The sequence below is a fragment of the Flammeovirga pectinis genome, from assembly GCF_003970675.1.
GTDB lineage: Bacteria > Bacteroidota > Bacteroidia > Cytophagales > Flammeovirgaceae > Flammeovirga > Flammeovirga pectinis.
Genome location: NZ_CP034562.1, coordinates 4,243,310 through 4,267,196, shown reverse-complemented (window position 1 = coordinate 4,267,196; position 23,887 = coordinate 4,243,310). Strand labels below are relative to the sequence as shown.

The 23,887-nt window shown below is 33.5% G+C and carries 18 protein-coding genes; 14 read left to right on the top strand and 4 right to left on the bottom strand.

Annotated elements, in window-relative coordinates; genetic code table 11:
• The first annotated feature begins 213 nt into the window (after positions 1–213).
• Together EI427_RS17065 and EI427_RS17060 are read left to right on the top strand one after the other, a co-directional pair.
• Complete coding sequence (locus EI427_RS17065) at positions 214–1,104, top strand: YqiA/YcfP family alpha/beta fold hydrolase (protein WP_126617011.1); 891 nt, start codon at positions 214–216, stop codon at positions 1,102–1,104.
• A gap of 218 nt (positions 1,105–1,322) precedes the next feature.
• On the top strand, positions 1,323–2,093 hold the full coding sequence (locus EI427_RS17060) for an alpha/beta fold hydrolase (protein WP_126617008.1): 771 nt from the start codon (positions 1,323–1,325) through the stop codon (positions 2,091–2,093).
• 120 nt (positions 2,094–2,213) lie between these two features.
• On the opposite strand, the gene EI427_RS17055 is transcribed toward EI427_RS17060, so the two are convergent.
• A complete protein-coding gene (locus EI427_RS17055; protein ID WP_126617006.1) occupies positions 2,214–3,329 on the bottom strand; it encodes a nitrilase-related carbon-nitrogen hydrolase in 1,116 nt (371 codons plus the stop codon).
• A 379-nt stretch (positions 3,330–3,708) separates the two neighbouring features.
• Between EI427_RS17055 and EI427_RS26345 the strand changes: the two genes are divergently transcribed.
• On the top strand, positions 3,709–3,837 hold the full coding sequence (locus EI427_RS26345) for a hypothetical protein (RefSeq protein WP_262708868.1): 129 nt from the start codon (positions 3,709–3,711) through the stop codon (positions 3,835–3,837).
• Positions 3,838–4,204: 367 nt separating this feature from the next.
• On the opposite strand, the gene EI427_RS17050 is transcribed toward EI427_RS26345, so the two are convergent.
• Both EI427_RS17050 and EI427_RS25920 read right to left on the bottom strand, forming a co-directional pair.
• Complete coding sequence (locus EI427_RS17050; RefSeq protein WP_126617004.1) at positions 4,205–4,717, bottom strand: adenine phosphoribosyltransferase; 513 nt, start codon at positions 4,715–4,717, stop codon at positions 4,205–4,207.
• A 171-nt stretch (positions 4,718–4,888) separates the two neighbouring features.
• Positions 4,889–5,047, bottom strand: a complete 159-nt coding sequence (locus EI427_RS25920; RefSeq protein ID WP_155523295.1) for a hypothetical protein — start codon at positions 5,045–5,047, stop codon at positions 4,889–4,891.
• Between the two features lie 546 nt (positions 5,048–5,593).
• On the opposite strand from EI427_RS25920, the gene EI427_RS17045 reads away from it, so the two are divergent.
• Together EI427_RS17045 and EI427_RS17040 are read left to right on the top strand one after the other, a co-directional pair.
• Complete coding sequence (locus EI427_RS17045) at positions 5,594–5,782, top strand: hypothetical protein (RefSeq protein WP_126617002.1); 189 nt, start codon at positions 5,594–5,596, stop codon at positions 5,780–5,782.
• Positions 5,783–5,922: 140 nt separating this feature from the next.
• Positions 5,923–6,846 (top strand): DUF6263 family protein, encoded by a 924-nt coding sequence (locus EI427_RS17040; RefSeq protein WP_126617000.1) that lies wholly within the window; start codon positions 5,923–5,925, stop codon positions 6,844–6,846.
• Between the two features lie 148 nt (positions 6,847–6,994).
• On the opposite strand, the gene EI427_RS17035 is transcribed toward EI427_RS17040, so the two are convergent.
• Positions 6,995–7,831, bottom strand: coding sequence for a helix-turn-helix domain-containing protein (locus EI427_RS17035; RefSeq protein WP_126616998.1), 837 nt, complete (start codon positions 7,829–7,831; stop codon positions 6,995–6,997).
• A 201-nt stretch (positions 7,832–8,032) separates the two neighbouring features.
• Between EI427_RS17035 and EI427_RS17030 the strand changes: the two genes are divergently transcribed.
• The 9 genes from EI427_RS17030 to EI427_RS16990 all read left to right on the top strand — a co-directional run bounded on the left by EI427_RS17030 (position 8,033) and on the right by EI427_RS16990 (position 23,723).
• Complete coding sequence (locus EI427_RS17030; protein ID WP_126616996.1) at positions 8,033–8,761, top strand: GntR family transcriptional regulator; 729 nt, start codon at positions 8,033–8,035, stop codon at positions 8,759–8,761.
• Between the two features lie 52 nt (positions 8,762–8,813).
• A complete protein-coding gene (locus tag EI427_RS17025) occupies positions 8,814–11,474 on the top strand; it encodes an ROK family protein (RefSeq protein WP_126616994.1) in 2,661 nt (886 codons plus the stop codon).
• A gap of 4 nt (positions 11,475–11,478) precedes the next feature.
• The gene (locus EI427_RS17020; RefSeq protein WP_126616991.1) at positions 11,479–12,846 is read left to right on the top strand and encodes a sugar porter family MFS transporter; all 1,368 of its coding nucleotides are present in this window, start codon (positions 11,479–11,481) and stop codon (positions 12,844–12,846) included.
• A gap of 42 nt (positions 12,847–12,888) precedes the next feature.
• Positions 12,889–14,175: a glucosidase family protein gene (locus tag EI427_RS17015; protein ID WP_126616989.1), complete on the top strand. Its 1,287-nt coding sequence runs from the start codon at positions 12,889–12,891 to the stop codon at positions 14,173–14,175.
• Between the two features lie 59 nt (positions 14,176–14,234).
• Positions 14,235–16,556 carry a GH92 family glycosyl hydrolase gene (locus EI427_RS17010; protein WP_205727870.1) on the top strand — a complete coding sequence of 774 codons (2,322 nt, stop codon included), beginning with the start codon at positions 14,235–14,237 and terminating at the stop codon, positions 16,554–16,556.
• A gap of 188 nt (positions 16,557–16,744) precedes the next feature.
• Complete coding sequence (locus tag EI427_RS17005) at positions 16,745–17,281, top strand: RNA polymerase sigma factor (protein ID WP_126616987.1); 537 nt, start codon at positions 16,745–16,747, stop codon at positions 17,279–17,281.
• Positions 17,282–17,430: 149 nt separating this feature from the next.
• Positions 17,431–18,528 carry a FecR family protein gene (locus EI427_RS17000; protein ID WP_126616985.1) on the top strand — a complete coding sequence of 366 codons (1,098 nt, stop codon included), beginning with the start codon at positions 17,431–17,433 and terminating at the stop codon, positions 18,526–18,528.
• A gap of 181 nt (positions 18,529–18,709) precedes the next feature.
• Positions 18,710–22,102 carry a SusC/RagA family TonB-linked outer membrane protein gene (locus EI427_RS16995; protein ID WP_126616983.1) on the top strand — a complete coding sequence of 1,131 codons (3,393 nt, stop codon included), beginning with the start codon at positions 18,710–18,712 and terminating at the stop codon, positions 22,100–22,102.
• Positions 22,103–22,115: 13 nt separating this feature from the next.
• A complete protein-coding gene (locus EI427_RS16990; RefSeq protein WP_170178518.1) occupies positions 22,116–23,723 on the top strand; it encodes a SusD/RagB family nutrient-binding outer membrane lipoprotein in 1,608 nt (535 codons plus the stop codon).
• Positions 23,724–23,887: the final 164 nt, after the last annotated feature.

Sequence of the window (23,887 nt, the reverse complement as noted above, 5' to 3'; positions counted from 1 at the left end):
CTACAGAAAGAATTCAGAATTTTAGTCAAAAGTGAAAAATTAAAGGGTAGACCATTAAAACTGGAAATACCTAAACATTAAAGTTTTTAACTTTAATGACTGAAGTAATCGACCTCAAAATAGTCCCTTACATAGATAACTCTATATCAGCTAAAACTCCATATTTGGGTAATGTTCTCTTGCACGTTGATTATCTAAAACAAAATTTTAAAAATGAAACAAAGCTTAGCATATTATATCATACTCTTGGTTATAAAATTAAAAGGAATTAAAAGAGACTTTAGTAAGGTACCAATAGATTTCAAAAAGATTAGGAAAGAAGATGTTAAGCTACCAAATGATCGGTTTTTCAAGAAACATATACTGAAAACTTTTAAAGTGTCAGAGTCCTTAATTACAGAAATAGGATGTGTAGAAAAAGCTGATAAATTGCTAATCTTTATTCATGGAGGAGCATTTATTTCTGGTCCTACACAACATCATTGGGATACAATAAAAGAAATTGCAAAAAGAACGAACTATACAATTTGGATGTGTGATTATCCAAAAGCACCAGAAAATCAGATAGCTAAAATCTCTGAAAATATTGACGCAATATATTCTAAAGCACTAAAGAATTATCAACCAAACCATATTGCTATTATCGGAGATTCCGTTGGGGGTACTTTAGCAACTGCATTAACTCAGCGTTTAAAAATAAATAAAATTGAATTACCTGCTAAATTAATTCTTGTTTCTCCAGTAATGGATGCTAGTATGTCTAATCCAGCAATTGATTCTTTTGAAAAATTAGACCCAATGCTTTCAAGAGCTGGAGTATTGAGTGCAAAAAAGATGTGTGCTGGCACTATGGATTTGAAAGACCCTATGATTTCTCCTTTGTATGGAGACTTTGAAGGATTTCCTGAAACAATCTTGTTTCTTTCTCAAAACGACATTATGTATTCGGATACAAAATTGGCCGAATTAAAGATGAAGAATGCTAATGTAAATCTTGAAGTTATTGAAGGGAAAAACATGCCACATATTTGGCCTTTTCTTCCTGTAATGAAAGAAGCACAAGACTCTTTAAAAGAGATAATCCGAAGAATAAACACTATCTAAAACCATTAAGAAATACATAAAATAGCAGGATTGTACATGATTTATTTTTTGTTTCTAAATCGAAATTGAAAATCATTGAGATTTATAATAGTTGGTAATCTATCAGATGAATCTTACCATTCAGTTACCTCATTTTAAAAGAAAGCAGTATATTTAATTATAACCCTAAAAGCACATATAGTAGGTGTTTTAGTAATTAAAAATTAGCTCTTAGAAAAATGAAATTCACTCATCAATCAGATACATTTATAGAAATTGATTCTGCTAAAATATATTTTGAAGAAATTGGAACCCCTCAAAAGCAGCCTTTATTATTTCTTCATGGAGGATTTGGAAACATAGAAGATTTTAATGGAATTATCCCGTTACTCAAAAATGAATACCGTATTATTGGAATTGATAGTAGAGGTCAAGGTAAATCAACTTTAGGAAATAAGGCACTAACATATGCTCGTATTGAAAAGGACATTGAAGTAATTATTAAACAATTAAATTTAGTAAACCCTGTGATTTTAGGGTTTAGTGATGGGGGGATTTCTGCCTTGAGGTTAACGAGTTCCAATTCATTAAAAGTAGATAAATTAATAGTTATTGGTTCTAGTTGGCATTCAAAATCACTGGCAAACTCAAAATCTTTTTTAGAAGCGATAACAACTGAAAAATGGAAAGAAAGGTTTCCAGAAACGTATGAACAGTATCAAAATCTAAACGTTGATCCAGATTTTGATAAACTAACCAAGGCTATGGTCAAAATGTGGATTGATGAAACATCAACGGGTCACCCAGATGAAACAGTACAAAATATAAACTGCCCAACCTTAATAATTCGTGGAGATAATGACCATTTATGCAGTAAGCAATCATCGTTTGAATTATCTGAATTAATCAAAGATGCCGATTTTGCAAATATCCCTTTCTGTGGTCACGAAGTGTTTAATGACCAAAAAAACATTTTAATGGAAATGGTAAATCAATTCTTAGTGCAGTGACAATATCAAAAATGCATATAAAACTAAAGGATTAGACTATAAAGTTAGCCTAATCCTTTAGTTTTAAACCTTACACAGTTATTGAAAGAATGTAAGGTTTAAATTTAATTATACTTATTTTTATTCAAGATTTGCTCCTATTATTCTATCTCTCCAACCTGAACTAGATGGCGGAGTATAAACACCTCTTTCTATCATCAATTCAACTTGTTTTTTCAGGACATTCTTAATATATCCTTTTGTGTTGTATGGAGTTTCGTCTTTATACATATTAGGAGGCAGTATCTGCTTCTCATATATTTTACGAATTATTTCTGTTTTTAAATCTTTTGTCCAATTTGCTACCATAGAAGATATACGAAATTCTCTTAAAGATTCTACATCAATTTCACCTGCAAGAAAATAATCGCCTTGACCACCTAAAGATTCAGAGATGATGCTACCATCGTATTTAACTACGTGTGAATTACCATTTGCCATACCCACAGGTGAGCTATTAGGAACTACTGTACCTGTACTTACTTCAGCTCCCACAACGAAAAGTGTGTTATTTAAAGCATGAGCTTGATTCTGAATTTTGAAAGCACCATCAAATGGATGAGGAGTCCCCATTCTACATAATACTTCAGTACCATTCATTGCCATACCCCTTATATATTCTGGATATGAACCTCCCATAGCCAAGCAAAGGCCTATTTTTCCTATTTCAGTGTCTGCAACAGGGAAAAAAGAATCCAAATTATCTCCATATAAATCAATCCATTGATCTAATACATCGTGTGGAGTTGCTGAATGTTCCGTAGGAAACAAAACCGAATGTTTATAATGTTGTAATTCTATTTCACCTTTAGGATTAAATAAAATTGCTTCATTGAAATATCTACCTGGAAATTCAGGTTTCACAGTTCTAAAACCAGCTGCAAGATATATAGCATTTTCTTTAGCTATAGTTTTGAATCTTTCAATTTCAGGTCCATCAATATGTATAGCTATATTTTCAAGATACTTTAACGGGTCCATATCCTGGAGCTCATCTGGAAAACCTTGGATTACACATTCAGATAAAAGAACTAGTTTTACAGGTAATTTTGTATTTGCAAAGTTGATAGCAACCTTAATATCTAATTCTAATCTATCAATTATTGGAATCATTTCTTTTCTCGAACTTACAAACTCATAATTCGAGGTAATACATACTGCGTGATAAGGTGCTATGTACTTTGATTGGTTATTCATGTTATTCAAAATAATTTTCAGGTTAAGTTTTATAATAATTCGTGATACTGGGTTGTCTATTGGTTTCTATTTAGAACAATCTAGTACTTTTGGGTTACTCATATTTTAATTTTCTTTAGTCTAATTTATAGTATTTGAATTTAAATTAATTATTAAAGTACTTTGATTTCTTACATTAGATTTAACTTCAGAATTTCCTTCGGCATTAAAAAAGTTGCAAAATTCAGACTCATTAAATGCTTTATTGGTTTGTGAAAATATAGATAAGTAGGGTTAGTTAGGCTCTGAAGAAATAGGTTTTAAAGGAAATAGTATACCGTTTTTAGTACTTCAGTATTCTATATAATCAGACTAGAATTGACCCTGAAGAAGTGAATGTATGCAGGCAAAAAAGGGTTTAGATTCACTCGGAAAATATCTTTTGTATTTTGATATTGAATGGGATCTCGAAGAATATTATAAAACACTTCCATTACACATGGAGGAAATTAAGAAGAATAAAATTTAATAGTGTATTCACCTATTTTAAAATCAACATAATCTACCAGATATTGGTGGTATTCTAGATCGTTTTAGTTTGGTATTTTCATTCAAAAAACTCAATAATGTGAAAGCTAAATGGGATACCTAAATTACTAAACAGTTCAACTTTTTTTATGTTCTCATTAATAAATCTTTTAGAAAAAATTACAAGTTACACCATCAATTTTACAACGAACTGACTCTGATAGTTTATCTATTGTAAGTTTAAACAATAAATAATATCAAATAGAATTAGTTTCTTTTTAAAGAAATTGTATTACTAAAAAGGCTTCTTTTCTACAGTAATTCTGCGAAAAGAAGCCTTTCTTAAATTAATAGTCTACAATAAATGCTTAATACTCAATAAGTGCATTTACAGTATGACCTGCTAATTTTTTCTTACCGTTTAAAAAAGTAAGGTCAATAAGGAAATCAAGTTGAACGATAATGCCACCAGCTTCTTCTACCATTTTCACTACAGCTTCTGCAGTTCCACCAGTAGCTAAAACATCATCATGAATTAAAACACGATCACCTTTTTGGATAGCATCAACATGCATTTCTAAAACATCTGTGCCATATTCTAATGCGTATTCTTGCTTAATTGTTTTATAAGGAAGTTTTCCGGGTTTTCTAACAGGAACAAAGCCAGCTCCAATTTCTTTTGCGATCATTGGTCCGAAAAAGAAACCTCTAGACTCCATAGATACTACTTTGTCGATTTTTTGCCCATCAACCAATTTAATAAAAGCATTTAATGCAGCAGTTAAAGCCTCATTATTTAGAAGTAGAGGTGTGATATCTTTAAAACCAATTCCAGGTTTTGGGAAGTCCTGAACGTCTCTAATGTATTTTTGTAATTCCATATAGCATTTTAATTAAAGCTAAAAATACAATTTTAACTCTATTGGTTGTAATGTAACAGTTGTTTTGTTTGTAATATTAAAATCTATTAAATAGAGTGTGCTTTTTGGACAAAAAAAAAGGCGACGCTGATAGAATACCAATGCCGCCTAGTGGGTATATTTTTAGACCAGTTAAACTGATGTGTTATCTCCTATGTATACATGTGTCTGAGGCACATCATCAATAGCATTATGTTCTGGTCCTAAAATAAAATGGACGCAAACAAGTACTATCGAGAATGTTACTACTACTGCTAAAAAGCCTTTGATGATTTCTAAAAAATCTCTCATTATCACAATCGTTTTTTGTAAATAAAATATGTATAACTCAATAGACGCTCTACTTTTATTTAAGTTAATTTTATTTAAATTCATTTAGTTTAATCACATACAACATGATGAGGGTCATTAAAATAGGTTGATGTAAGTTTCTATATATACAATCTGTTGTAGGTGCTACTTATTAACCTTTTAAAATAGCGAGATTTTATTATTGTATTATTTTTTAAATAAATAGTAATAAATCGACATGTAAATGTTAATGTATTTTTTGTTAAATGATTTTATTAATATTGATTTACTAGTTAGACTTAGTCATATTTTTGCTATAAAGTACTTTTAAAGACTTATTGATCACTTTTATTTAAATGATTATCTGTAAAAGAGGTCTTTTGACTTTATTTAAAGACTTGTTTAAGTTTGTCAAATAATAATGAGAACAACGCTATCTAAAAACCGGAACATTATATTATTATTCGTAAACTAAATACACTATTACTTTATACTTTCCTTGCCTAGTAACTTATGCAGGGAAAGTATGAAAACTCAATAATAACTATGTCAAAACTTCAACAGTATCTACAAGGAAACCCAAAAAGAATTGGAATCTACCTTGTCTCATCTATCGCAATAGCTGCCGCTTCATATTTTTTATTAGAGGGGTTTCTAAGGGGCTTTCTTATGGGGCTTTCTACTGTATCAATTTTCTTTGCGTTGTATTTATTTATTATTAGGGATGAATCTTAATAGAATAGCACTTATTATAGCTTTTAACTCTTATTTGATATATACATCAGAAAGTACTTTAAAAACAGTATTTAGTTTACTTTCTATTGTATGTTTCGTGGTAATATATGCCTTTATAAAACGACTTAAATTTTAAACTAATGAAAAGATTTTTCAATGTATTATTCATCATGCTTTTAATGATGATGAACGCTCATGCCCAAAAAGTAGATTTGTCACTCAAATTACAAAAAGGAAATAATTACAATCAGAACTCAATTAGTAATGTAGTTATTAACCAAACTGTAAATGGCCAGTCTATGACCATAAATATGGACAACGAAAGCAAGTCTGTATTTCATGTAAAAGAAGTTAAGGAGAACATCTATATTATGGATGTTTATTATACAGAGTTAGAAGTAGGTATTCAGATGGGACCTGAAATGCAAACATTTTCATCAACAAAATCGGAAGATCCTTTTTCTACAATCTTATCAGCAATGATTAGTAAACGATTTGAAGTGCAAATTAATACCAAAGGAAAGGTAATTGCAGTTGAGGGAATGGATAATGTATGGGAACAAGTTTTGGCTGAAACACAAGACATTCCTGCAATGCAAAAAGAGCAGGTGATTGCTCAGTTAAAACAATCTTATGGAGAGAAAAATTTAACAACAAATATAGAGTCAATTACTGCTATTTACCCTTCTGAAATAGTTAAAAAAGGGAGTACATGGCAAACAAAGTATGCCTTAGATAATGTAATAAAAGCAGAAGTTGCCACAGAATTCACTATGGCATCAGTTTCTAAAACTGAAGTAATATTAGAAGGTAAATCTACTATTACTACAGACCCCAACAATAAAGAATTTACAATGACAAACGGAATGTTAACTCGCTTTGATGGTGAAGGAACAATGACGTCGACATATCATTTGAACCGTTCTAACGGGTGGATCTCTAAATGTATTATAAATCAGGAAATTAAAGGAGACACTTATGTTAAAGCACAAGGTCAAGAAATGAAAATCCCTCAAACTATATCAACATTTATACAAGTAGACGACAAGACTGAAGTTGAATAAGTAAGAATATTAACACAAAAACTAGGTTTTTAATTACGCAAGTAAAAACCGAATCTTTCCAATACATAGTTTAGTTATTGGATCGCACTGATTATTTATTATTGCTCGATTGTAATGAGGCAGGTGTATTTTACACCTGTTTTTTTCTTTAAAAAATTTTATGGTTCTTGTTTCTATATTTTAATGGTGTTATCCCAAATTGTTTTTTGAATACTCTAAAAAAGTAACTGTGGTTGTCAAAACCTGCATCTGTATAAATACCTTTAATTGGTGCATTTGTCATGGCCAATTGTTTGGCAGCATAATTTAGTCTTTCCTCATTAATTAGTTCTGTAAGTGTTTTATGTAATATATTTTTTATTACCCTGTTAATGTGATCTCCAGAACGCTGAGAAAGCATGATAAAACTATCTTGCCCTTTTTTTAAATGATATGGAGAACGAAATTGTTCTAGTGCAAAAGTTAACCAACTAGGAATTTTCTGCGCCTTAGAAGAGGACTCATTAAGTAGATCAAATAGGTGAATAAGGAACAAATCTAATGTGAGAAAATTGTTAGGTTTATCCATCATTATGTCAATTCTATAAAGCACTTCTTTTAATTGTTGCTCTTTAAAAACACCTTGAAAAGGAGCTGTAGTATTGTGCCAATAAAAGTCCTTCTCCTCTATAAAATACCTCTCAATATAATGTTTGAGATAAGCCGTTTTTATCGCCAAATTTGTAATAACTAACCCTTCTTTAGAAGTTCTTATAAATGTGTGTACATCATCTGGGCGAATAAAAGAAAAGCTACCTTTTTGAATTTGCTGTTTTTCACCATTTATTAAGTGAACACCTGTTCCCTCAGAAACAACAAAAAATTCTGCATAATTATGCTTATGCAACAAGAGGTCTTCCCTTTGGTCTATGGTTGTTCTTGCCAAGTGAAAAACATCGTTGGGATGTAGAATAAAGGTCTCAAATAAAAAGGTTTTTATAGCCATATTCTCTGTTGTGATTAAACTTAAAAGTCATAAAAATAAAGAAGATATAAAAATGATAGAAAGAGATTACATGTTTTACGGCAGTTTTTAGACGCGTGTGTATAGTGTGATCTGTTAATAATATCGAATCAATAAACGTAGGGTTGACATTAATAAAAAACTTTTGTTGTTTTGGTATGTTCAAACATATAAACATAGATAATGAACATAGCTATAGACCACAAATCAGCAATACCATTTCATAAGCAGATAGAAGATGTTTTAAGAGCATTAATAGATTCTGGAGATTATGATAACGGAGAACTTTTTCCGAAAGAAGTAGACATTAGCAATAGGTTAGCCGTATCTAGGAATACTGTTAGACAGGCAATTAATACTTTAGTAAGTGAAGGGTTATTGGCAAGAAAAAAAGGTGTAGGCACTACTGTTCCCAAAAGGAAAATTGGTACTAAGTTATCTGAGTGGCATTCTTTTACACAAGAAATGAACAATAAGGGTATTCCTTTTAAGAATTATAAAGTTGATTTATCACAACAGAAAGCAGATGAACAATTAGCCAGCCTTTTGAATATAGAGGAAGGCAAAGAGGTAAATCAGTTAGTGAGAGTACGAGGAGATCAAGAATCGCCATTTGTATATTTTATTTCGTGGTTTCATCCTAAAGTACAATTTGATGTAAACGAGAAATTCGATAAACCATTGTATGATATAATAGAAGAGCAAACCTCTATTGTACTTACAAAATCAGCAGAAGAATTAACAGCAATGCTAGCAGATAATAAACTAGCATCGTTATTAGAAGTAGAAGAAGGATCGCCCATATTATTTAGAAAAAGAATTGTTTCAGACCCTGGAGGAAGGGTAATAGAAATCAATGAAGGGTATTACAGAGCAGATCGTTTTACCTATCAAATAGAAATTAATAAATAGATGCTTTTAAGCATTAACGTTTAAACTTGGCTAGAACTAACATCAATTAAAAATGTCTAATTTTATTTTAACAGCAGATATAGGAGGTAGTCATATTACAACAGCGGTAGTCGATTTTACTACTAAAAAAGTTGTAAAATCTACAGTGTATCACAAAGTAATAAATAGCAACGCAACAGACGGAAATGTTATCATTTCTGATTGGTTGGCTGCTTTTAAAAACTCCTTACAAGCTTTCACAAATCCAATTGAAGGTATTGGTATTGCTATGCCTGGTCCATTTAATTATACGTTAGGAATATCAGAAATTAAGGGTGTAGGTAAATATGAGAGCATCTTTGGATGGAATATAAGATTAGCACTATATACTGCATTAAAAGAGTACCTTTCAACACCCAATGATATCCAATTTATAAACGATGCAGATGCCTTTATATTAGGTGCTGTACATGCTAAAAAATGGGATAATGAACGTGTAGTAGGGATTACACTAGGTACAGGTTACGGTTCTGGTTTTGTAGATAATGGCAAAATGGTAACCACAGGTAATGAAGTACCAGAAGAAGGGAAATTACATTTTGTTCCCTTTAAAGAAGGTATAAATGAAGATTATATTTCTACAAGGTGGTTTACCAAGGAATGGCAAAAAAGAGTAGGAGAAAATATAAAAGGCGTAAAAGAAATTGTGCAAGCTAACAATGAAACGTCTAAACAACTTTTTGATGAATTTGGGAATAACCTTTCAGCTACATTAGCCCCTTGGTGTACAACATTTAAACCTACAAAAATGATTATTGGTGGGAATATCACAAAAGCAATGTCTTTGTTTGATACTCCCATTAAAAACAATTTAAATATAGACGATATAGTTGCTTACGCTGAAACTGAAGAAGCGTCGATGATTGGAGCAGCATCAAATTTTATAAAAACTAAATCAACAAACATGACAAGAAATACAAAACAGTACTTGATGCCTTCATCAGTACAAAAAACGGAAAAAGGTGCTTACGATATTTATCCATCACATACCTTAAAAGAAGGAGAAATTAAAACTGGCTACCAATCACTTGCTGGAGAATTAAAGCAATATTCTACCCTTTTATTAGAAGGGTATGTAGGTGTTGCTTGGGAAACTGTAACTACACAATTATTAGAAGCTTTTAAAGGTGAAGGAATTGAAAAAATACAATTTGTAAATATCAATGCAGCTTTAAAATCAGAAGAAGAAATAAATAAAATTACAGCACCTTATTTAGGGGGCGATGATCCTATTTTTGGTAAATTATTTGAAGGGAAATTAATTGACTTCTTCGATAAACAAAAAGTAGATGCTGTTACTGTAGATAAAAATGTTTTAACAGTGATTTATGGCTGTGGAGCATCTTTATTAAAAGTAGAAGGGGCTAAGGTTGTCTATCTTGATGTACCAAAAAATGAAATTCAATTCCGCTCTCGTGCGGGTGGAGTGATTAATATTGGAGCAAAAGAAAGTATAGCTGCAAAGCCTCAGTACAAACGCATGTATTTTATTGATTGGGTAATTTTAAACAATCAAAAAGCTGCTATTCTTCCAAAGATAGATTACATAATTGATGAGCAAAGAAGTGATGCGATCACTTGGACAGATGGGGTTTCTTTTAGAAAAGGATTAGAAGAAATGTCTAATAATGCTTTTAGAGTGAGACCTTGGTTTGAACCTGGTGCATGGGGCGGTCAATGGATTAAAGAAAAAATTGGTGGATTGGCAGAAGATGTACCTAATTACGCTTGGTCTTTTGAGTTGATAGTTCCAGAAAATGGAATTGTCTTCGAACAAAATGGTGCTTTATTAGAAGTTTCTTTTGACTTTTTAATGTATTACAATAATAAAAATGTATTAGGAGAAGCAAGTGATCGTTTTGGTTATGAATTCCCTATTCGTTTTGATTTCTTGGACACTATCCAAGGGGGAAATCTTTCTGTGCAATGTCATCCAACAGTGCCATATATGCAGAAAAACTTTGGACATAAGTTTACGCAAGACGAAACCTATTATATGCTAGATGCCAAAGAAGATGCAAAAGTATATTTGGGTTTTCAAGAAGACATTGAACCAGAAAAATTTAGAGCAGCATTAACACATAGTTTTGAAAACTCTGAAGAGTTAGCTATCGAAAATTATGTGCAAGTTCACCCTGCAAAAAAGCACGATTTATTCCTTATTCCTAACGGTACAATTCATTGTTCTGGAACAGACGGAATGGTGTTAGAAATTAGTGCAACACCTTATATTTTCACGTTTAAAATGTACGATTGGTTACGTCTAGATTTAGATGGAAAACCAAGACCGATGAACATTGAACGTGGTATGGAAAACTTAAACTTTGATCGTAAAGGAGCAAAAGTTCAGGAAGAATTAATTTCTACTCCAGAGGTATTAAAAGAAGGGAAAGACTATAAAATAGTTAACCTACCTACCCATAAAGAGCACTTTTATGCTATCGAGCGTTTTGAGTTCGACCATGGTATAGAAGTACAGTTAAAGAACCAATGTCATGTAATGAGTTTGGTAGAAGGGGAGTCAATTACTGTAGAAACAAACGGAAATTCTTTTGATATAAATTATGCAGAAACGTTTGTTGTTCCGGCAGCAAGTGGATCTTATAAACTGATTAATACATCTGGTAGACGCGTAAAAGTGATCAACTCTTATGTAAAATCTGAAGAATGCTAAGACTATGAATGCAAAAGTAATCTTTATTACATTCGTTGCCGCTTTGGCAGGTTTACTTTTCGGGTTTGATACTGCCGTAATTTCTGGCACAATCCCGTTGGTTAAAGAACAATACGAACTAACAGCTGCCCTTACAGGGTGGTTTGTTAGTTCTGCATTGGTAGGGTCTATTTTAGGTGTTAGTTGCTCAGGGTATTTGGGTGATAAACTAGGTAGAAAATACCTTTTAATGGTTGCCGCAGGGCTGTTTTTAGTGTCTGCAATTGGGTGTGCTTTTTCGATGTCTCTATTTGGGTTAATTCTATACAGAATTTTAGGTGGTATTGCAATCGGTTTAGCCTCTATGGTTGCCCCGTTGTATATAAGCGAAATCTCGCCAAAAGCATACAGAGGTCGTTTAGTTACCATCTACCAATTGGCCATAACTTTAGGTATTTTAGGAGCGTATTTTTCTAACAATTATATCCAAGTTTACGCAAAAGAATTTGCCCTTATTACAGGTTTTTTTGGTGATGAAATATGGAGAGGAATGTTTGCAGTAGAAGTTATTCCTGCAGGGTTATTTCTTTTAGGATTGATTGTAGTACCTAAAAGCCCAAGGTGGTTAGCTTTGCATGGAGAACGTTTAAAAGCACAACAAATCTCTAAAGAATTAGCCATTGATTTTGATGATAAAGAAGAGGACAACAAAGAGGTCCACTTGAAAACCCTCTTTACAGGAGCACTTAAAAAGCCAATGGGTATTTCTATCTTTTTGATGTTATTCTCGCAATTATGTGGTATTAATGCCATTATTTATTACGGACCATCAATTCTTGCAGCTGCAGGTTTTAGCATGTCAGAATCATTGGGCGGACAAGTAACCATAGGAATTGTAAATACATTATTTACCTTTTTAGCTATTGCCTATATCGACAAATGGGGAAGAAAACCATTATTACTTTTAGGTGCATCTGGCGTTACAATCGCATTACTTATTACAGGTAGTTTATTTGCCTTAAATGTAGTGAGTGGTTATTGGGTTGTAGGAGGTATTTTATTATTTATTTCTTGTTACGCCTTCTCTTTAGGCCCCGTTCAATTTGTGGTGGCATCAGAAGTTTTTCCAACCAATTACAGAGCCAAAGCAATGTCAATAAGTACGTTGGTTTTATGGGCAGCAAACGCAGTTGTCGGACAAGTTTTCCCGATGTTGTTAGAAGGGTTAGGAGCAGCTGCCACGTTTATTATTTTCGGAATTATTTGTATTCCATCTATCTACTTTATCAAAAAGTATATTCCAGAAACAAAAGGGAAATCATTAGAAGAAATTGAAAAGCTTTGGTCTTCAGCTTCAGAAAAAGAGACCACAGAAATACTAGAAAAAGCCTAATATCATACTACAACTAATTGATAAAAACTTAAAATTATTGAAATGAAAAATTACTTACTAATCGCATTAGCAGCCTTCACTTTTGGGTGTACTGCACAATCAAAAACAAACACTCTTACAGAACAAATAGAAACTGATACACAACTACCTAAAATTCAAGAAATGGGGTTAAAGTTGTTGTCTACAGGTTTTAATGCTGGCGATGGCTACGCAGAAGTATGGATAAGAGATTTCAACACATTTGTAACACAATCTGCAAAAGTTGTTGACCACAAACTCATTAAAGATAACATTCTAAATTTCTTCTATATTCAAGAAGATGATGGGAATATTGCAGATGGTTTTATTACAATTAGACCCGGATATGATTCTACGTATTACAAAAAAAGTGTGCATAAACCAACTTTGGCTTATCATAAAAATACAGTAGAAACGGATCAAGAGGCTTCTTTAGTACAGTCTGTGTATAAATACATTAAAGCAACGGGTGATAAGTCAATTTTACAAGAAAAAGTTGTCGGTAAAAAGGTAATTCACAGACTTGAAGATGCCATGCAATTTTTACTAGACGAACGTTTTAACAAGACTTATCAATTACTTTGGGGAGCAACTACTGCAGATTGGGGAGATGTACAACCAGAACATGATTGGGGTGTTGCCCTAGATGAAAATTCACATCTAACAATAGATATTTACGACAATGCAATGTTTGTTATCGCCTTAAATAATTTGATAGAAATTGGAGGTGATGATATCAATACAAATAAGTGGAAAATTGTAAGAGCAGGAATTACAAAAAATGTAGCAAAATATTTATGGGATGAGGAACGTCAGAAATACCGCCCACACGTTTACATTACTACTTCGCCCTTTCCGTCTGATTTTAACGAGGACGAAGTTTTCTATCACGGAGGTACTGCAATTGCTATAGAAGCAGGGTTTTTATCTAAAGAACAAATTAAAGTACAGTTAGATAAAATGGTGCAAAATGTAAAAGAATCTGGTGCTCCATCTATTGGTTTAACGTTATACCCAGTGTATCCTGAAGGTACTTTTCAAAATACAGGTATGCACCCTTATGGGTATCAGAATGGTGGAGATTGGACTTGGTTTGGTGCACGTATGATTACTGAATTAGTAAAGAATGGGTATGAGCAAGAAGCATGGGAACAAGCACAACCAATGTTTGACAGAGTTCTAAAAAATAAAGGTTTTTACGAGTGGTATACAAGAGATAATAAGCCAACAGGTTCTGGAATGTTTAGAGGTTCTGCAGGGGTATTATTAGATGCAATTGATGCATTTGAAAACCTAACTGTAAATAACTAATTTAAACTAGAAGGGTAGTGAGGCAAAGTACTTCATTACCCTTTTTTAATACCATTACCATGCGATTGATACTTTTATTACTACTACTACCGTGCATAGTTAATGCACAGAAAATGCCATTAGATTATGTAGATCCCAATATTGGTTCGGTACATTCTAGATGGTTTTTTTACACCCCTGCTGCTCATCCATTTGGGATGGCAAAACCAGCTCCATCTACCAATGGACAATACGGAAATAAATGGGGTTGGGAAGCCGTTGGTTACGATGGCACACATACATCTATAGAAGGTTTTGTCAACTTCCACGAGTTCCAAGTTGGAGGTGTTTCTTTAATGCCCACTACAGGGAAATTAGTTACTGTGCCGGGTAAATTGGATGAGGAAGATACAGGTTACCGTTCTCGTTTTAAGAAAGAAAATGAAGTGGCTCAACCTGGGTATTATAGTGTTTTTTTGGATGATTATAAGGTGAGAGCCGAACTAACATCTACAGAAAGAGTGGCTTTCCATCGGTACACATTTGATCAAAATGAGGAAGGAAATATTCTTTTTGATATAGGTAATACACAAGGAGAAAGTGGTGCTGTTGTAGATGCATCAGTACGTATAACGAAAGACAATAAAGTAGAAGGTTTTGTAATTACGCATCCTGGTTATGCCAAGTATTACCAACCGGGAAGTTATGTAAAAATGTACTTTGTTGCCGAGTTAAATCAGTTACCCATAAGTGTAGATGCATTTAATAAAGAAACTATCCACAAAGGGGAACGCTCTAGTATTGGTAAAGGGGCAGGTTTGGCACTTAAGTTCAATACATCAACTAAAAAAGATGTTGAAGTAAAAATTGGATTGTCTTACACTTCAATAGAAAATGCAGCACTTAATTTAAGTACAGAAGCAAGTACGCTAAACTTTGATCAGGCCAAAGAAAAGGCACAAAATGAGTGGAGTGAAAAGTTAGGTAGAATAGCCGTAAAAGGTGGATCGGAAGAACATCTCACAAAGTTTTACACTGCGTTGTACCATGCTATTTTAGGCAGAGGAGTTGAAAGTGATGTGAATGGAAATTACCCTTCTATTAATGGTGGGATAGGACAAATTCCTTTAGATAAAGAAGGGAAACCAACTTACAACCATTACAATACCGATGCGGTTTGGGGAGCATTTTGGAACTTAACACAACTTTGGGCATTGGTGTACCCAGACTATTATAATCAGTTTATTCAGTGTCAATTGGATATTTATAAAGATGGTGGTTGGCTTGCAGATGGAGTGGCTACAAATAAGTATGTTTCTGGTGTAGGTACAAATTATATGGGACTTGTAATTGCAAGTGCCTACAATAGAGGAATCCGAGATTTTGATGTCGAGACGGCTTATAAAGCAGTCTATAAAAATGAGATGGGTTGGATGAATCGTCCTTTAGGAGCTGGAAAAGCAGATACAAAAGTTTGGGTAGAAAAAGGCTATGTACCTTTAACTTCTAACGAAGAGTATTATTCTGCTTCTAATGCTGATGGCTCTCAATTTTCTGCATCGCATACCTTAGAATATAGTTTTTCTGCCTATGCTGCAGCTCAAATGGCAAAGGCTTTAGGTAAAAATGAAGACTATGAAATGTTTATGGAAAGAGCAAAAGGATGGGAGAAATTATTTGATTCTTCTACTGGTTTTATTCGTCCTAAATTACCAAATGGGGAGTTTGTAGAAGAATTTGATCCAAAGAAAGTATGGACTGGTTTTCAAGAAGGTAACGCTTGGCAATACACTTTTTATGTACCTCATGATGCCAAAGGTTTAATCAAAAAAATTGGAGAAGAGGAATTTAATAAACGCCTTGATAGTGTGTTCGAGACTGCAGCTATTACAAAGTTTGGAGGTGGAGAAACTGTAGATGCTTTTGCAGGGTTAGAAAACGTGTATAATCATGGTAATCAACCTTCTTTACATATTGCATGGTTGTATAATTATGCTAATCAGCCAGAAAAAACACAATATTGGGTAAGAGAAATTTGTAACGTGTTTTATGGAACAGACCAAACACACGGTTATGGCTATGGACAAGATGAAGATCAAGGACAATTAGGGGCTTGGTATGTATTGGCTGGTATTGGTCTTTTTGATGTAGAAGGTGGTGCAGGGGCAACGCCAACTTTACAAATGGCGTTACCACAATTCGAAGAAATTACTATCCGTTTAGATCAAAAATTTTATGCTGGAAAAGAGTTGAAAATACTTACGAAGGGTAATCCTACAGCACATCATTATATAAAATCTGCCAAATGGAATGGAGAAAAATTACCAAATGTCTTTCTTCCATGGAGCGAAATTATTGAAGGAGGAGTTTTAGAGATAAAATCATCTGCTAAAAGTAAATAATTAATTAGTGTTCCTATTGTTATAACCAGTCTCGAATTGTATTAATTTGAGACTGGTTGTTATCAATTTCTATAAATAAACACACTTGTTAAGAGTTATTATATTCTTGTTCTTATTACACTTAAGTATATTTGCACGACTTCATACTTCAGCAGGAACCTTATTGGAAATATCATACTTAGACTGAATTGAAAACTGATCGAATAAATAATGAGCTACCGCAACCAGATCTTTTTTTTAAGAATTTATATAGTTCTTATTATAAAGGTATGGCAATTTATGCGTACTCAATTTTAAATGTAAAGAGTAGTAGTAACGATGTTGTACAAGATGTGTTTTTAACCCTTTGGGAGAAAAGAGATCAATTACAGAAAATAGAAAATATAAAGGGATATTTATTTAAAGCTGTAAAATTTAAAGCACTCGATTTTTTAAGAGCTCAACAAAGGCAGACACAAAAACAGGCTACTGTTGAGAAGGAGTTTTATTCTCAGAAAGTGTACCACGAAACAAGTTTAGAGGCCGCAGAATTTGAAGCTAAAATTCAGGGGTATCTTAAAGATTTACATCCCAATTACAGACAAGCAATTATGCTATCTCGGTTTTCTGGGTTAACAAACGATCAAATAGCCGAAGTGATGAACGTATCTAAAAAGACAGTGGAAAACCATCTTTTTAGAGGACTGTCACTGCTTAAGAAACAACTTGGTGAAAATATTTTATAATAATTTCTGATTTTCATTAAAAAAATAAATATTTCAAAATGCTGATTAATAGGTGTTTACTTCTGTTGTTCAACTTTATTTCAAAAAAGAACTAAAAAAATAATTTTTAAGTGAGTGTTTTACACTTTCTATTCGACTTATAAGTGAACATGAAAAAAAAAGAAGTACATATAGTACAATTAATTGCAAAATCGCTTACAGAAAAACTAAGTGATGAAGAACAAGAAACATTAAATCAGTTTCTTACAGTGGAAGAGAACACTGAAGAGTTTGCTGCAATAAATACTGTATGGGAAGATTTAGAACATGTTGAATTTAATGCGTTTGATAAAGACGTTGCTTGGGAACAGTTTGAAACATTAAAAGCAGAAAAGAAAAGCAATGCCATTCAATTACAGCAAACAATAATTCGTTCTATTGCAGCTGTCTTGCTATTATTTGTAGGTATTGGTTGGTATACATACCAAAAAACTTCTCCTATGCAAACAGAGGTGAGTGTCTGGACAACAGACGGTGGAGAAACCGTAATGGCTTTAGCTACAGAAAATGCGAAACATAGTAACGATTTAATAGAATTGAATGTTGCTAGTGTAGATCAAATAGACGGAGATGGAATAGATGAAATACATGTACCGGCAGGGAAGCGTATTTCTGTAGTTTTATCAGACAGTTCTAAAATTTGGTTAGCATCCGGTTCAACTTTTAAATTTCCTAGAGTATTTAAGGGAGCAACCAGAGAAGTAGAAATTAGTGGTAAAGCTTATTTTGAAGTACATAGAGATGTAAAACATCCTTTTATTGTAAAAGGACACTCTAGTGATATTACTGTTTTGGGTACGGAGTTTTGTGTAGACAATACAAATCCTAAAAGAGAAATAACTACGCTTGTAGAAGGAAGTGTAGCATTAACAAAGGATGGAGCAACACTGGGTAAATTGAAACCAAATGAACAAGCAATTTTAACAAATAAATCGGAAACAATCGAAATTACACAGGTAGATGCAAAGAGTTTTGTGGATTGGAAAGAAGGTGTCTTAAGGATTATCGATAAACCTTTCTTAGAATTTCAACAAGATTTGGAGCAATGGTACGGTGTGAAAATTATAAACAATAATAAACAATTAGTACAATCTAACTTTACAGGGTCTTTTGATCAAAGGGATAATATTCACTCCGTTATGCAACTTATAGAAAGTTTGCAAGGAGTACATTATTACATGAAAGGAGATACTGTAATTATACACTAAAATGAAGAAGACCAACAAGCCACATAATTTGCTGAGTTAACAACTAGCAGGTCAATTACACTATTTAAAAGTAGTATTTGTCAGAATATCAAAGCGCTTACTCTAGAATTAAATAAGACAAATATACTTGAAATGGTTTAGCCACGGAATATCATTAAACTACTAATTAATCTAATTTGAAATGAAGAAATATTACTTATCATGTCCTTTTTTGGGTAAAAAGGCAAACGGGAGAGGTATACTCTTTTCTCTCCTTTGTGCAGTACTACTATCTGTAGGAAATACAGTTTTTGCCAACGATTTTAATTTAATATTAGACAACGAAAAGCCATTAAAAGAAGCATTTGATGAAATTGCATCACATACTCAATATAGGTTTTTCTATAACTCTAACGAGATCAATTTATCAACTTCTATTGATTACGAATTTACTGAAGCGTCTATAGACGAGGTAATGACCACTTTACTGGCATCTACCAAATTAGACTATAAAGTAATTGGTACGCAAGTATTGGTTTTTCCTAAAGAAGAAGGGAAACAAACAACAAATGTTGACCAAGAAAAAACTAAAGTGAAAGGTACTGTTACCGATGAAAATGAGGTAGGTTTGCCTGGTGTAAATGTTATTATTAAAGGAACAACTACGGGGGCAATTACAGATTTTGATGGTAATTATGCGCTAGAAGTAGCAACTACAGACATCTTGATTTTTAGCTTTGTAGGGTACGATAACCAAGAACAAAATGTAGGTGATAGAAGTATTATCAACGTTCAATTGGCTACTCAGGTAGACGAATTGGAAGAGGTAGTGGTGACTGCATTCGGTATCGAAAAAGAAAAGAAATCTATTGGTTACTCTGTACAAGAAGTAAAATCTGATGAACTTACTGATACAAGAACGACGAATGTTGGCTCGAACTTATCAGGTAAAATTGCTGGTGTTCAAGTAAATCCTTCTGGTGGTTTAGGCGGTTCGGTTTCTGTTCGTGTGCGTGGTTCTAGTTCTATTTCTGGTAATAACGAACCTCTTTGGGTAGTAGATGGAGTACCTATTAATAGTGCATCTATGGGACAAATTTCTAGTCCAGATGACGGACCAGAATGGGGTGGTCGAAATGCAGATGGTGGTGTTTCTGATATTAACCCAGAAGACATTGCAAATATTTCTGTACTAAAAGGACCAAACGCAGCAGCTTTATACGGTTCTAGAGCACAAAATGGAGCTATTATTATTACTACTAAAAAAGGTGCTTCTCAAAAAGGAGTTAAAGTAGAATACAATGCAAACGTAATGTTTGAGCAAGTACAATCTTTCTACAATATGCAAGATACCTACGGGCAAGGTACAAGTGGGAAAATTGATACAAACGCAATGGGTAGCTGGGGTGCTCCAATGGAAGGGCAAATGGTACAAAGTTGGGTAGATCCCTCTTTAACTACTCCTTACCAAGCCAACCAACAATACAAAGACTTTTTTGAACTAGGGTCTACAGTATCCAATAACATTGCAGTTTCTGGCGGTAACGATTTAGCTACTTTTAGAATGTCGTTTATGGATCAGAGAGCCAACGGTATTTTTCCAAGCCAGTCATTAAATAAAAACTCAATTGATTTTCAAGGTGGTTTAAAAACAGAGAAATTTACTTTAAATGGTAAGTTTAATTACATCAACCATAGAGAAGAAGGAACACCAAACCAAGGGTATATTGGTACGGTAAATCAGTTTGTTCAGATGCCAAGAAGTATTCAAACAAATGATATCAAAAATAACTATATGCACCCTGTGTATGGACATCAAGTCAATTGGTCTGGTTTGTCTTCTCAATATGTAAATCCTTATTGGCAAAACTACAATGCATCTATTAATAATGCAGAGAGAGACCGTTTTGTAACAATGGTTTCGGCAGGATATAAATTTAATGATTGGTTAAGTTTATCAGCAAAAACAGGTATAGATTATTATTCTGAAACAAGAGAAACGAGAGATCTTCCATCGAACCAAACAATGACCGACAAGAAGTATATTCTTGATAAGTTTAATGTAATGGAAATGAACTCTGACATTATGATGAACGCTAACAAACAATTTGGTGATTGGGGCGTAAGTGCAAGTGTAGGAGCAAACAATATGCACCAACAAAGATCTGGCATGGGTAACGAAGGCGTTGGACAAATTGTACCAGGTTTATGGTCTATTCCAAATGCAACTTCTGTTATTAATAGACAAACGTATTACGAAAAAGAGATACAATCGGTATTTGCTTTCGGTCAATTTAGTTTTAGAAACTACGTTTTTATTGATTGGACTGCAAGAAACGATTGGTCGTCTACACTACCAGCAGAAAATAGATCGTATTTCTACCCATCTATTGCAGGATCGCTTGTAGTTAGTGATATGTTAGAAGATTTTGATACACAATTGCCAGAGTGGATTACTTACATGAAAGTACGTGGTTCTTGGGCAAAAGTAGGTAACGATACTGATCCTTATATGTTGGCTGGAACGTATGGAGTACAGCAAGGAGCAGGGGGGCCGTTGGTAGAAGCACCATTACAATTGCCTTTAGAAGGTTTAAAACCAGAAGAAACAACTTCTAAAGAATTTGGAGCAGAAATGAGATTCTTTAAGAACCGTTTGTACTTCGATTTTACAATGTATCAATCCAATACATTTAATCAGATCTTAACAGTACCAATGACTTCTTCTTCTGGGTACTCTCATAAAATTATCAATGCGGGTAATGTAGAGAACAAAGGTTTTGAATTTATGGTAAATGCAACGGTTTTAGAAAAGAGAGATTTTAAATGGGACATTGGTTTCAACTTTTCTAAAAATAGAACATACGTAAACGAGTTGGCAGATGGAGTACAAACTTATGAAATGGCCAATGTAAACGGTGTAACTGTTGTTGCTCAAGAAGGACAAGATTATGGTAATATCCGTTCAAAAAGATCATTTGTTTACGATGAAAACGGCAATAAAATGATTGGTAACGATGGTTTGCCAATTACATCAAACGACCCGGAGATTATTGGTAATATTCAGCCCGATTATATGGGTTCTGTGAGTACTACTTTAAACTATAAAAACGTATCATTTAGAGCACAAGTTGATTTCAAAAAAGGTGGAGATATTTACTCTTACACAGATGCTCTTGGCACATTGCAAGGTACGGGAGAACGCACACTTAACGGACGTGATGGAAACATGGTTGTAGAAGGTGTAAATGCAGAAACGGGACAAGCCAATGATGTAAAAATATCTTCTGAACAATATTGGAATCATGTTGGTGGTGCAAACGCAGTAGGTTCTGAATTTATGTACGATGCAAGCTACGTTTCTCTAAGAGAACTATCAATTGGATATAGCTTACCGAATAAATGGTTAGAAAATATGTTTTTGGATAAAGTGAGAGTATCGGCAGTAGGTAGAAATTTATTCTACTTTAAAACGAATATGCCGGGTACTTCTCCAGAATCATATGCTGGCCCTTCTGATGGTTATAGAGGTATTGAAATGGGTGGATATCCTATGACGAGAAACTTTGGTTTTAATGTAAATGTTGCCTTCTAAATTCGACTTAATCATGAATAAAAATATATATAAATTAATCGTAGTGTTTTTGAGTGTACTGACATTCTCGTGTACTCAAAAATTTGATGAAATGAATACCGATCCTGTGGAACCAACGGAGATTCCACCGAGCATGGCAATTGGTAACTTATTAGTAAACGGAAACATTGCAGAATGGTCGAGATACCAACAGGCATATACATTGTATACAAGCTTGTATTCTCAATATTTTGCAAACACAACCAACTATTTTAACTCAGGGCGTTACATCATGAACTTGGGTTGGGTAGATTATGGTTTTTTCCGTACGCAATATTGGGAATCTACACGTATGTATGATGATATTAAAGCGTATTCAGAAAAGTACCCAGACTTCGATAATCATTATTGGATTGCAAGAATTCAGTACGAGTTAAGTTCTGCAAGAACGTCTGATCAGATTGGTGATATGCCATATACAGAAGGTGGAAGAGGCATTGATTATCCGAAATACGATTCTCAAGAGTTTATTTATAATAGTGTACTTACGGGGTTAGACTCTGCCTATGTAATGTTGGGTAAATTTACAGACCAACCAACTTACGGTGGAGAAGATGTAATTTATAATGGGGATTTGCAGAAGTGGAGACAATTGGCCAATTCTTTATTATTAAGATATGCAATTCGTGTAAGCAAAGTTGATCCTGCATTGGGTAGAAAATGGGGCACAGTGGCTTTATCAAGAGATTTGATTAACTCAAATGCAGACAATGCTACCGTTGCAACAGACCCACATAGTTTTATGAGAGGGCATCCTTTATATGAAATTGCTTGGTGGAATGAATTCAGAATGAGTAAAACAATGCAAGATTATTTCACATCAACAAGTACTGCAGTTACAGACCCAAGAATGTATTTGTATTTTGATAAAGTACAAAGAGAAGATGTAAATGCAGAGGAATTAGAAGGCTATAAAAAGCTAAATCAAGAAGGTAAATTAGTAGATTTTACGTATTCTGAACTGAAATCTGGTGTGTATAGTATCTCGTTTTACAAAGGTGTAGAAAATGGTTTACCAGCAGAAGCAATCCCGGCAATGGGCAATAACCCTAGCGATAATTCTAATATCGGACCGATGTTTAATAACAACTCTAGGTACATGATTATGTCTTATGCAGAAGTCAGTTTCTTAAAATCAGAAGCTGCTCTTCTTGGTTGGGGAGGCAATAGTGAGGCCGCTTACTTAGAAGGTATTCGTGCATCTTGGGAGTATGTTGCTACTTTATCAGAAACACAAAGTTTCTTGTCGAGTATAGACCCTTCTAAAGTAGATATGGAAGCATACATTAAGGGTTTACCAACATTCTCTGGACATGAGTTAGAAAACATTCAGCAGCAAAAATGGATTGCTAATTTCCCTGACGGTTGTGAAGGTTGGGCAGAGTACAGAAGAACGGGTTATCCTACTTTAAATAAAGTAGTGAAAGACGACTCAGGAGTAGATTTAGGAGATGGCTTTATTAAGAAGCTACCTTATACCGAATCTGAAATAACAATTAATGCTAAAAACGCATTAGACCCTAGTAACAATCAAGGACAAGGTGAAGGTATTCACGTTCGTGTTTGGTGGGATATAGACTAATTATAAAGTGATGAGAGCAATGCAAGAGTGGATTTTCACATTTGCATTGCTTTCCTATTTAAGTTCTAAAATATTTTGTGATTATTTAGAAATTATTGGGTGTTATCTCCAACAAGTTTTTCTTAAATTTAACCAACGGGATAACATTATACATAAGCAATAGT

What these genes read in the sequence shown, in the direction of transcription:
- EI427_RS17065 (WP_126617011.1), top strand. Translation starts at nt 214, where the DNA reads ATGAAACAAAGCTTAGCATATTATATCATACTCTTGGTTATAAAATTA.
- EI427_RS17060 (WP_126617008.1), top strand. Translation starts at nt 1,323, where the DNA reads ATGAAATTCACTCATCAATCAGATACATTTATAGAAATTGATTCTGCT.
- EI427_RS17055 (WP_126617006.1), bottom strand. Translation starts at nt 3,329, where the DNA reads ATGAATAACCAATCAAAGTACATAGCACCTTATCACGCAGTATGTATT.
- EI427_RS26345 (WP_262708868.1), top strand. Translation starts at nt 3,709, where the DNA reads ATGCAGGCAAAAAAGGGTTTAGATTCACTCGGAAAATATCTTTTGTAT.
- EI427_RS17050 (WP_126617004.1), bottom strand. Translation starts at nt 4,717, where the DNA reads ATGGAATTACAAAAATACATTAGAGACGTTCAGGACTTCCCAAAACCT.
- EI427_RS25920 (WP_155523295.1), bottom strand. Translation starts at nt 5,047, where the DNA reads ATGAGAGATTTTTTAGAAATCATCAAAGGCTTTTTAGCAGTAGTAGTA.
- EI427_RS17045 (WP_126617002.1), top strand. Translation starts at nt 5,594, where the DNA reads ATGTCAAAACTTCAACAGTATCTACAAGGAAACCCAAAAAGAATTGGA.
- EI427_RS17040 (WP_126617000.1), top strand. Translation starts at nt 5,923, where the DNA reads ATGAAAAGATTTTTCAATGTATTATTCATCATGCTTTTAATGATGATG.
- EI427_RS17035 (WP_126616998.1), bottom strand. Translation starts at nt 7,831, where the DNA reads ATGGCTATAAAAACCTTTTTATTTGAGACCTTTATTCTACATCCCAAC.
- EI427_RS17030 (WP_126616996.1), top strand. Translation starts at nt 8,033, where the DNA reads ATGAACATAGCTATAGACCACAAATCAGCAATACCATTTCATAAGCAG.
- EI427_RS17025 (WP_126616994.1), top strand. Translation starts at nt 8,814, where the DNA reads ATGTCTAATTTTATTTTAACAGCAGATATAGGAGGTAGTCATATTACA.
- EI427_RS17020 (WP_126616991.1), top strand. Translation starts at nt 11,479, where the DNA reads ATGAATGCAAAAGTAATCTTTATTACATTCGTTGCCGCTTTGGCAGGT.
- EI427_RS17015 (WP_126616989.1), top strand. Translation starts at nt 12,889, where the DNA reads ATGAAAAATTACTTACTAATCGCATTAGCAGCCTTCACTTTTGGGTGT.
- EI427_RS17010 (WP_205727870.1), top strand. Translation starts at nt 14,235, where the DNA reads ATGCGATTGATACTTTTATTACTACTACTACCGTGCATAGTTAATGCA.
- EI427_RS17000 (WP_126616985.1), top strand. Translation starts at nt 17,431, where the DNA reads ATGAAAAAAAAAGAAGTACATATAGTACAATTAATTGCAAAATCGCTT.
- EI427_RS16995 (WP_126616983.1), top strand. Translation starts at nt 18,710, where the DNA reads ATGAAGAAATATTACTTATCATGTCCTTTTTTGGGTAAAAAGGCAAAC.
- EI427_RS16990 (WP_170178518.1), top strand. Translation starts at nt 22,116, where the DNA reads ATGAATAAAAATATATATAAATTAATCGTAGTGTTTTTGAGTGTACTG.